8 protein-coding genes are annotated in these 7,836 nt (G+C 61.5%); 3 read left to right on the top strand and 5 right to left on the bottom strand.

Features of this window, described 5'->3' with window-relative positions; genetic code table 11:
- The 3 genes from ABI_RS24490 to ABI_RS13655 form a co-directional block, all read left to right on the top strand.
- Positions 1 to 196 (top strand): TFIIB-type zinc ribbon-containing protein (locus ABI_RS24490; protein WP_211211169.1); only part of this gene is annotated, 196 nt, incomplete at its 5' end.
- A gap of 81 nt (positions 197 to 277) precedes the next feature.
- Positions 278 to 1,270, top strand: coding sequence for a TerC family protein (locus ABI_RS13660; protein WP_006273604.1), 993 nt, complete (start codon positions 278 to 280; stop codon positions 1,268 to 1,270).
- A 28-nt stretch (positions 1,271 to 1,298) separates the two neighbouring features.
- Positions 1,299 to 2,066, top strand: coding sequence for an ion transporter (locus ABI_RS13655; RefSeq protein WP_083811502.1), 768 nt, complete (start codon positions 1,299 to 1,301; stop codon positions 2,064 to 2,066).
- A 79-nt stretch (positions 2,067 to 2,145) separates the two neighbouring features.
- On the opposite strand, the gene ABI_RS13650 is transcribed toward ABI_RS13655, so the two are convergent.
- The 5 genes from ABI_RS13650 to ABI_RS13630 form a co-directional block, all read right to left on the bottom strand.
- Complete coding sequence (locus tag ABI_RS13650; RefSeq protein ID WP_006273602.1) at positions 2,146 to 2,997, bottom strand: CheR family methyltransferase; 852 nt, start codon at positions 2,995 to 2,997, stop codon at positions 2,146 to 2,148.
- The gene (locus ABI_RS13645) at positions 2,994 to 4,169 is read right to left on the bottom strand and encodes a protein-glutamate methylesterase/protein-glutamine glutaminase (RefSeq protein WP_006273601.1); all 1,176 of its coding nucleotides are present in this window, start codon (positions 4,167 to 4,169) and stop codon (positions 2,994 to 2,996) included. Before ABI_RS13645 ends, ABI_RS13650 begins: the two co-directional genes overlap by 4 nt.
- A gap of 94 nt (positions 4,170 to 4,263) precedes the next feature.
- Positions 4,264 to 4,629: a response regulator gene (locus tag ABI_RS13640; RefSeq protein ID WP_006273600.1), complete on the bottom strand. Its 366-nt coding sequence runs from the start codon at positions 4,627 to 4,629 to the stop codon at positions 4,264 to 4,266.
- 28 nt (positions 4,630 to 4,657) lie between these two features.
- Positions 4,658 to 5,101 (bottom strand): chemotaxis protein CheW, encoded by a 444-nt coding sequence (locus tag ABI_RS13635; protein WP_006273599.1) that lies wholly within the window; start codon positions 5,099 to 5,101, stop codon positions 4,658 to 4,660.
- Positions 5,098 to 7,608: a chemotaxis protein CheA gene (locus ABI_RS13630; RefSeq protein WP_006273598.1), complete on the bottom strand. Its 2,511-nt coding sequence runs from the start codon at positions 7,606 to 7,608 to the stop codon at positions 5,098 to 5,100. The genes ABI_RS13635 and ABI_RS13630 overlap by 4 nt, the downstream gene beginning before the upstream one ends.
- Between the last annotated feature and the right edge of the window lie 228 nt (positions 7,609 to 7,836).

The following is a 7,836-nucleotide window of genomic DNA, read 5'->3' as shown; positions in this document are numbered from 1 at the left end:
ACGCCGCTGCCCTGACTGCGACATTCCCCTCAAGCTGGAGGTCGTCGATACCCTCAGTTTCGACAAGTGCCCGCAATGTGGCGGTATCTGGCTCGACAAGGGTGAATTGACCCAGATCGTCGAGATGACCCTGCACAGCGTGATGCCGACGCCCTTCACTCGGCGTGGAGGACGTGCCCTGTCCGATCTGGACTGACCGCGCCGCCCCCCCCCCTGAAACAACAACCTCTATCGCCGATCCAGTGAGATCGGCACACATTCCAGAAAGACCTTTGCCATGGAATTCCTTTTCGAGCCCATCATGGGCAAGCCCCTGTGGATGTGGGCCTCCTTCCTTGCCATTGTGGTAACACTACTGGCCTTCGACCTCGGAGTCCTGCACCGCAAGACGCACGAGATCAGCATCCGCGAAAGCCTGTGGATGTCGGCCTTCTACATCGCCATGGCGATGGCGTTTGGCGGCTGGGTGTGGTGGTCGCTGGGTGACCAGGCCGGCAAGGAGTATCTGACTGGCTTCATCGTCGAAAAAACCCTGGCGATGGACAATGTCTTCCTGATCTCGCTGATCTTCACCTATTTCGCCATCCCGCCCCTCTATCAGCACAGGGTCCTGTTCTGGGGTATCCTGGGCGTGATCGTCCTGCGCGGTATCATGATCGCCCTGGGCGCCACCCTGGTCGCCCAATACGGCTGGATCCTCTATATCTTCGCCGTCTTCCTGATCTTTACTGGCGTCAAGATGCTGTTTATGGGCGACAAGCACCCCGACATTGCCAGCAACCCGCTTCTGAAGCTGATGCGCAAGGTCTTCCCGATCAGCGACAAACTCGATGGCCAGAAGTTCCTGACCCGCCAGGCCGACCCGGTGACCGGCAAATGGCGCCTGTACGCCACGCCGCTGCTCGTCGCCCTGCTTCTGATCGAGTTTGTCGACCTTATCTTCGCGGTCGACAGCGTCCCTGCGATCTTCACGATCACCCTGGACCCGTTTATCGTGTTTACCAGCAACATCTTCGCTATCCTGGGCTTGCGGGCGCTGTATTTCGCCCTGGCTGCGATCATCCATCGCTTCAAGTACCTGAAGCCGGCCCTGGCCTTCGTGCTCATCTTCATCGGTGCCAAGGTGTTTATCGCGGATGCCCTGGGACTTGAAAAGTTTCCGGCCAATATCTCGCTGGCGGTCACCCTGGGTCTCATCGCCATTGGCGTCATCGTGTCGCTGGTCAAGACCTCAAAAACCACGCCGGAGCCAGACCATGGTCCGGATTGAGGCCTTAAGAGCCCGGTTGCGGAGCGTAATGGAACATCGCTCCGCAACTACCTTCTTTGTTGCCCTCATTCTCGTGAATGCGGTGGTTCTGGGGCTGGAGACCTACCCGGCAGTCATGGCCCTGTTTGGCCCTCAGCTGCTGATGCTTGACCAGGTTCTGCTTGGCATATTCGTTGTCGAATTGCTGTTGCGTCTGGTGGCTCAAGGGCAGCGCTTCGTGCGAGATCCCTGGAACCTGTTCGACACGGCCGTGATCGCCCTGGCTCTTCTGCCTGCGGCAGGTGCTTTCAGTGTGTTGCGGTCCCTCAGGGTGCTTCGCGTCCTGCGCCTGATTTCAGCCTTCCCGAGTCTTCGCCGGGTCATCTCCGGTATCGTGGCTGCACTTCCCGGCATTGGCTCCATCGGCGCCATCCTGATCATTCTGTATTACGTCTTCGCTGTCATGGCGACCAAACTGTTTGCCGTCAGCGCCCCGCAATGGTTCGGCAGTCTGGAGGCCTCACTCTTCAGTCTGTTTCAGATCATGACTCTGGAGGGCTGGGCCGACATGACGCGGGAATTGGCGCAGACCCAGGCCTTGGCAATTCCCTTCATGGTGATCTTCATCCTGGTCGCCACCTTCACGGTGCTCAACCTGTTCATCAGCGTCATGTTGGACGCCATGCAGAGGGTCAATGCGGATCCGGGCCACGCCACACCCGATTCACAGACCGCTGCCTTGGATCGTCTGACCGACGAAGTGAAGCGGATGAAGGCGCAACTGGACGAGATAGCCAGGCCGCCAAAAGGCACGTGAGGCGGTGGGCGAGGGTGCCTGCCAACAAAAAGGCCCCGGATCGCTCCGGGGCCTCATGTCTTATCCTTGAACGCCGACCTTACGCCGCGCCGACCCGCAACGGCCGCGCCGAGCTCTGCGAGTTCTGGTTCTTCACATACAGCCCGCGCATACCCTGCATCGGCTTGAACGAATCCGTAATCCCCAGCACGGTCTCAGCCGCGCCCAGGAACAGATACCCATCGTCCGGCAGCAGGTTGGCGATCTGCTCCAGCACCTTGCGCTTGGTTTCCAGGTCGAAGTAGATCAGCACATTGCGGCAATAGACCACGTCCTGACGGCCGATCAGACGCAGATCGTCCAGCAAATTCAGCTTCTTGTAGCGCACCGACTGACGGATCTTGGGCGAAATCCGCCACATCTCGTCGATCTTCTCGAAGTGCTTGACCATCATCTGGATCGGCAACCCGCGCTGGACCTCGAACTGGGTGTACAGGCCCGCCTGCGCCTTCTCAAGACAACGCTCGGAGATGTCGGTGGCCAGGATGTCCAGGTTGACGCGCGGATACATCATCCGCATTTCGTCCATCAACATGGCCAGCGAGTAGGGCTCCTGGCCGGTCGAACAGGCAGCGCACCAGATCTTGATGTCGCCATTGATGCGAGCGCGCGCCAGCGCCGGCAGCACATCGGACTTGAACTGGTCGAACGGCGCCTTGTCGCGGAAAAAGAAGGTCTCGTTGGTGGTCATCGCGTCGGTGACCACGGTCATCAGCTTTTCGTCGCGCTTGCTGCGCAGCGCCGTCAGCAGTGCCGAGACGTTGGCGAAGCCTTCACGACGGGCCACCGGGGCCAGGCGCGATTCGATCAGATAGGTCTTGTCCGAACCCAGGATCAGACCCGACCGGGTCTTCAGTAATGCGGCAAGGTGATCGATATCTTCGGGTGTCATGGTCTCTCCCCTCGAGCAAAGGCTTTGCAGGCCTGAGCGAGGCCGTCTATGGTTTTGATGTATTCGGCGTAGCCCGCTTCGGCGACGGCGCCCGGCATGCCCCAGACAACGCTGGAAGCTTCGTCCTGGACCATCACAGTGCCATTGACGGCCTGCAGCGACGCCGCGCCGTCACGGCCGTCATGGCCCATGCCGGTCAGCACGACGGCCAGGGCATGGTTGCCATAGGCATCGGCAGCCGATTTGAACAATGGGTCGACCGCCGGACGGCACCAATTGACCTGAGGACCCTGATCCAGCTTGAGCTGCTTGACGATCGGGTCGTTCTTGATGGTCATGTGGAAGTCGCCGGGGGCGATATAGACATTACGGCTTTCGATCAGCATGCCGTCCTTGGCTTCCTGCACCTTCTGCGGCAGCGCCTTGTCCAGGTGCTCGGCCAGAATGGTGGTGAAGGTCGCCGGCATGTGCTGAACGATCAGCACGGGAATCTTCCAGTCGTTGCCCAGACCCAGCAGGAAATTGCGCAGCGCCGGCGGACCGCCGGTCGAAGCGCCGACGACCAGGCAGTCGATGCGCTTGGGGCCTGTGCTGCGCGGCCGCAGCGGCACAACCGGCGCCGCAACCGGCGTGATCGGGCGCAGAATATTCGGCGCGTGCTGACCCGGGGAGGCCGGGCGAAGCGACGGCGCAGGCGAAAACGAGGTGTGTGAATGTCCCATGGACGATGGGCTATTCAAATTTTGTGCCGCCGGCGTTTCCGACGGCTGGCTCGGCCAGGCGCGGGTGCGGCCACACAGGGCGCGGATCTTTGTCAGCAGTTCGGTTCGGAAGCCATCAGCTCCGCCGATCCGGGTCGAATCCGGCTTGGGGATATAGTCGGCGGCGCCCAGTTCCAGGGCGCGGATGGTCACATTGGCCCCGCGCGTCGTCAGGGTCGATGCCATCAGCACCTTCAGGCCCGGCTTGGCGGCCAAAAGCTTGGGCAGGGCTTCCAGCCCGCCCATATTCGGCATTTCGATATCGAGGATCAGGACATCCGGCTGGATCTCCTTGACTTTTTCGACGCCCTTGGCGCCGTCGATGGCCAAACCCGCCAGGACCATGTCGGGTTCGTGCTCCAGCCAGCGCGATATAAGGCCCCGCACGACCGCCGAATCGTCGACGATCATGATCTTGAGGGGCCTCAAAGAGGCGGCTGTATTAGGATTCAGGGCCATTCTGGACGACACAAAAGGGGTGGATACGCGATCTTTACCTTCAGCCTCAGATGAGGCCGACTTCCGAGAACTTGGCTTCCAGGATCTCGCCGTCGAACGGTTTCATGATGTATTCCGACGCGCCTTCGGTCAGCGCTTCGGTGATATGGGCCAGGTCGTTTTCGGTAGTGCAGAACACCACGATCGGATCCTTGCCACCCTCTTCCTTGCGCAGTTGGCGCAGGAAGGTGATGCCATCCATGACCGGCATGTTCCAGTCCAGCAGCACCGCGGCCGGCATCTTGTCCTTGCACAGGTTCAGAGCTTCGAGGCCGTCATTGGCTTCCAACACTTCGAACTGGAGGTTTTCGAGAATACGGCGTGCGACCTTGCGGATCACGCGGCTGTCGTCGACGACGAGGCAGGTTTTCATTTAGGTAAGGTCCTGTAAATGGAGACTTTTAGGCCGCCTTGAGATGGGCTGCATCCAAAAGCGTCTGAGGCTCCAACACTATCAGAAGTTCCTTTTCCAATTGATAAACACCGACGATTATTTCGGCCCAGCGCGGCGGCAAATTGCCCGGAGGCGCGTGGAACTTCTCGTCGTCCAGCTTCAGAACTTCATCAACGGAATCAATGACCAGACCATAGGAATCGCCATGTACTTCCAGACCGACGGCCAGCGGTTCGGGTGAACCTTCCGGACGCGGCGGTAACCCTAACCGGCGCCGCGCACAGACGGCGGTAACAATCCGGCCGCGCAGGTTCAAAACGCCGGCGATTTCTCCGCGCGACAAAGGCACAGGCGTCACGCCGCGGGGATGGAAGACATCGTGGACGCGGGCGGCATCGACGCCGAAGAGCTGACCGCCGACGCGGAGGGTGACGTAATCGCGCAGGCTCATGCCACGGCCCTTTCACTGGAAGATTGACCTGCGCCCAAAGGAGCGGGATGACGCTGGTGTTCGGCCAGGCCGCGCAGGTGGTAATAATCGACATCGACGATTTCGCAGGCCCGGCCGGCGACGACGGCAGTGCCGCGCACGCCCGGACGGTCGGCCGACAGCTCGATCTGCAAACGGTCCTCGACGACATCGACGATCTCGTCGACCGCCAGACCCATGGCATAACCTTCACCGGTGAAGACCAGCAGCGGCTGAATGCCCTCGTCCTTGATGGTCGAATAGTCGCCGACATTGAGGATCGGCATAAGCTTGCCGCGATATTGCAAGGCGGCGCGGCCGTCCATGCGTTCGATCTGCGACACTTCGATATGTTCCAGACGCGTAATGTGTTCCAGTTCGACCGCCTTGGGCGCGCCGCTGCCGGCCTTGAACAACAGCATGGCGCAGCGGTTGTCGTTCGTGGTGTCCACGGTGCTCTCGCTCTCCTCGGCTTGCTTTTCTTCCAGCATGTTGCCGGCGCGTTCCGACATGGCGTTCGGATCCAGGATCAGCACGACCGAACCGTCGCCCAGGATGGTGGCGCCGGAGAAGACGTCGACATCGCGCAGCACGGTGGCCAGAGGCTTGACGACGATTTCCTCGGTATCCAGCACGTCATTGACGACCAGGCCATAGCGGCGCTCGCCGACCTGGATGACCATGACGAAGCTCGGGTCCTCGTTCTTGGCGGCTTCCAGTTGCAGCGTCGGACCCAACTGGACCAGCGGCAGCAGCTTTTCACGCAGCCGCAGCACCAGGCTTTCGTTGATGCGTTCGATCTTGTGCTCGGCGGTGACGCCGGTGCGGACCAGTTCCATGACCGCGGTCTGCGGCACGGCGAACTTCTGGCCGCCGGCGCCGACGATCAGCGCCGAAACGATGGCCAAAGTCAGCGGAATCTTGATGGTAAAGGTCGTGCCCTGACCCGGAACCGAGTTCAGGTCGATCTGGCCGCCGATCTGCTCGATATTGGTGCGCACCACGTCCATGCCGACGCCGCGGCCGGACAGGTTGGTCACCTTGGCAGCGGTTGAGAAGCCCGGCGCGAAGATATAACGATGGACCTGCTGGTCGCTCATCGTCTCCAGTTCGGTGCGGTTGGCCAGGCCTTTTTCGACCAGCTTCTCGCGGATCTTGCCGGTATTCAGCCCCTTGCCGTTATCGGAGATGCGGATAACGATGTAACCGCCTTCATGGAAGGCAGCCAGCTTGATGGTGCCGATGGCCGGCTTGCCCAGTGCGATGCGCTCTTCGGTGGTTTCCAACCCGTGGTCGGCCGAATTGCGCACCATGTGGGTCAGCGGGTCGCGGATCAGTTCCAGAACCTGACGGTCCAGTTCCGTACCCTCGCCGTCCATGACCAGGTCGATCTTCTTGTGCAGTTCGTGCGACAGGTCGCGGACCAGGCGCGGCAGCTTCTTCCACGCGGCGCCGATCGGCTGCATGCGCGTCTTCATGACGCTGTCCTGCAGTTCGCCGGTCAGGGTCGACAGACGTTGCAGCGGGGTGGCGAACGCCGAATCTTCCCGGGTACGGCTGATCTGCAGCAACTGGTTGCGCGTCAGCACCATCTCCGAGACCAGGGTCATCAGGCCTTCGAGCACGTCGACCGACACGCGGATCGATTGGGTGTTGTTCAGCGACGCCAGGTCTTCGCCGCCCATCGAGGCGGGCAGGGGCTCAGGCGCGGCCTTGGCGACCGGTGCCGGCTTGGGCGCTTCGGCGACGGGCGCGGGGGCAGGGATCTCGATTCCGGCCTCGGCAGCGGCAAAGGCGGCTTCCAACTCGGCTTCCGACACTTCGCCGGGGCGCAGCACGCGGCCAGTGGCGGGGTCGAGATCGCCGGCCTTCAAATGCTTGGGCTCGTCTTCGGGGCCGGAAGCGGCGGCAAAGGCGGCTTCCAGATCGGCCTCGGAGACCTCGCCGAGGCGTAAGGTCCGACCGGTGGCGGGATCGACATCGCCGGTCTTGAGGTTGGGGGCGGCGGTGGCCGGCGCCGTGGTCGGCAGGTTCAGTTCGGCCGGCTCGATTTCGGAGCCGATCGGGCGGACCGGCACTTCGACGGCCTGGACGGCGGTCAGATCGACGGCCTGGCCTTCGGCCATGGCTTCGAGCTGCGCGATCAGGTCGTTGTCGTCGCCTTCGGGTTCGATGCCCGCGCCTTCGAGACCGGCCAGGATCACCTTGATGCGGTCGATGGAGTGCAACACCAAGGTCACGGCATCGGCATTGACTTCCAGCTTGCCGTCCCGGAAGCGGCCCAGGAGCGTCTCGCCGGCGTGGGCGACGGCTTCGAGGCGCGACAGGCCTAAGAAGCCGCAGGTGCCCTTGACGGTGTGCACGAGGCGGAAAATGTTATCGAGCGTCTTACGCTCGGAGGGGTTAGCCTCGAACCTGACCAGTTCGGCATCGACGACCTCCAGACTCTCGGCGGTCTCGGTCAAAAACTCGGCAATTAAATCGTCCACGGCTGTCCCCGTCTTTTTGGAGGTGGTCGGGGTACGTAAAGTTACACTACGCCCCGGCCTAACAGCGTCATATTGCTGAGCTTTGGTTAAGAGAGCGTTCGCAAAACCCTAACGAAAGCTAAATCAGCGCATTTTGTCTATTATGCCGTGATAGTTGCGCAAACGTTTGCCGCAAGCCTGAGGGGCCTTCCGAAGACGACTGAGCGCCGGGCGGCACCGCTGGCAATC

This window comes from Asticcacaulis biprosthecium C19 (assembly GCF_000204015.1).
GTDB lineage: Bacteria > Pseudomonadota > Alphaproteobacteria > Caulobacterales > Caulobacteraceae > Asticcacaulis > Asticcacaulis biprosthecius.
Note: the sequence above shows the minus strand (reverse complement) of the source record. Positions and strands in the feature narration are given on the sequence as shown.

Excerpts from the sequence above, each read along its gene's own strand:
- ABI_RS13660 (WP_006273604.1), top strand. The coding sequence starts at position 278 with ATGGAATTCCTTTTCGAGCCCATCATGGGCAAGCCCCTGTGGATGTGG.
- ABI_RS13655 (WP_083811502.1), top strand. The coding sequence starts at position 1,299 with ATGGAACATCGCTCCGCAACTACCTTCTTTGTTGCCCTCATTCTCGTG.
- ABI_RS13650 (WP_006273602.1), bottom strand. The coding sequence starts at position 2,997 with ATGACACCCGAAGATATCGATCACCTTGCCGCATTACTGAAGACCCGG.
- ABI_RS13645 (WP_006273601.1), bottom strand. The coding sequence starts at position 4,169 with ATGATCGTCGACGATTCGGCGGTCGTGCGGGGCCTTATATCGCGCTGG.
- ABI_RS13640 (WP_006273600.1), bottom strand. The coding sequence starts at position 4,629 with ATGAAAACCTGCCTCGTCGTCGACGACAGCCGCGTGATCCGCAAGGTC.
- ABI_RS13635 (WP_006273599.1), bottom strand. The coding sequence starts at position 5,101 with ATGAGCCTGCGCGATTACGTCACCCTCCGCGTCGGCGGTCAGCTCTTC.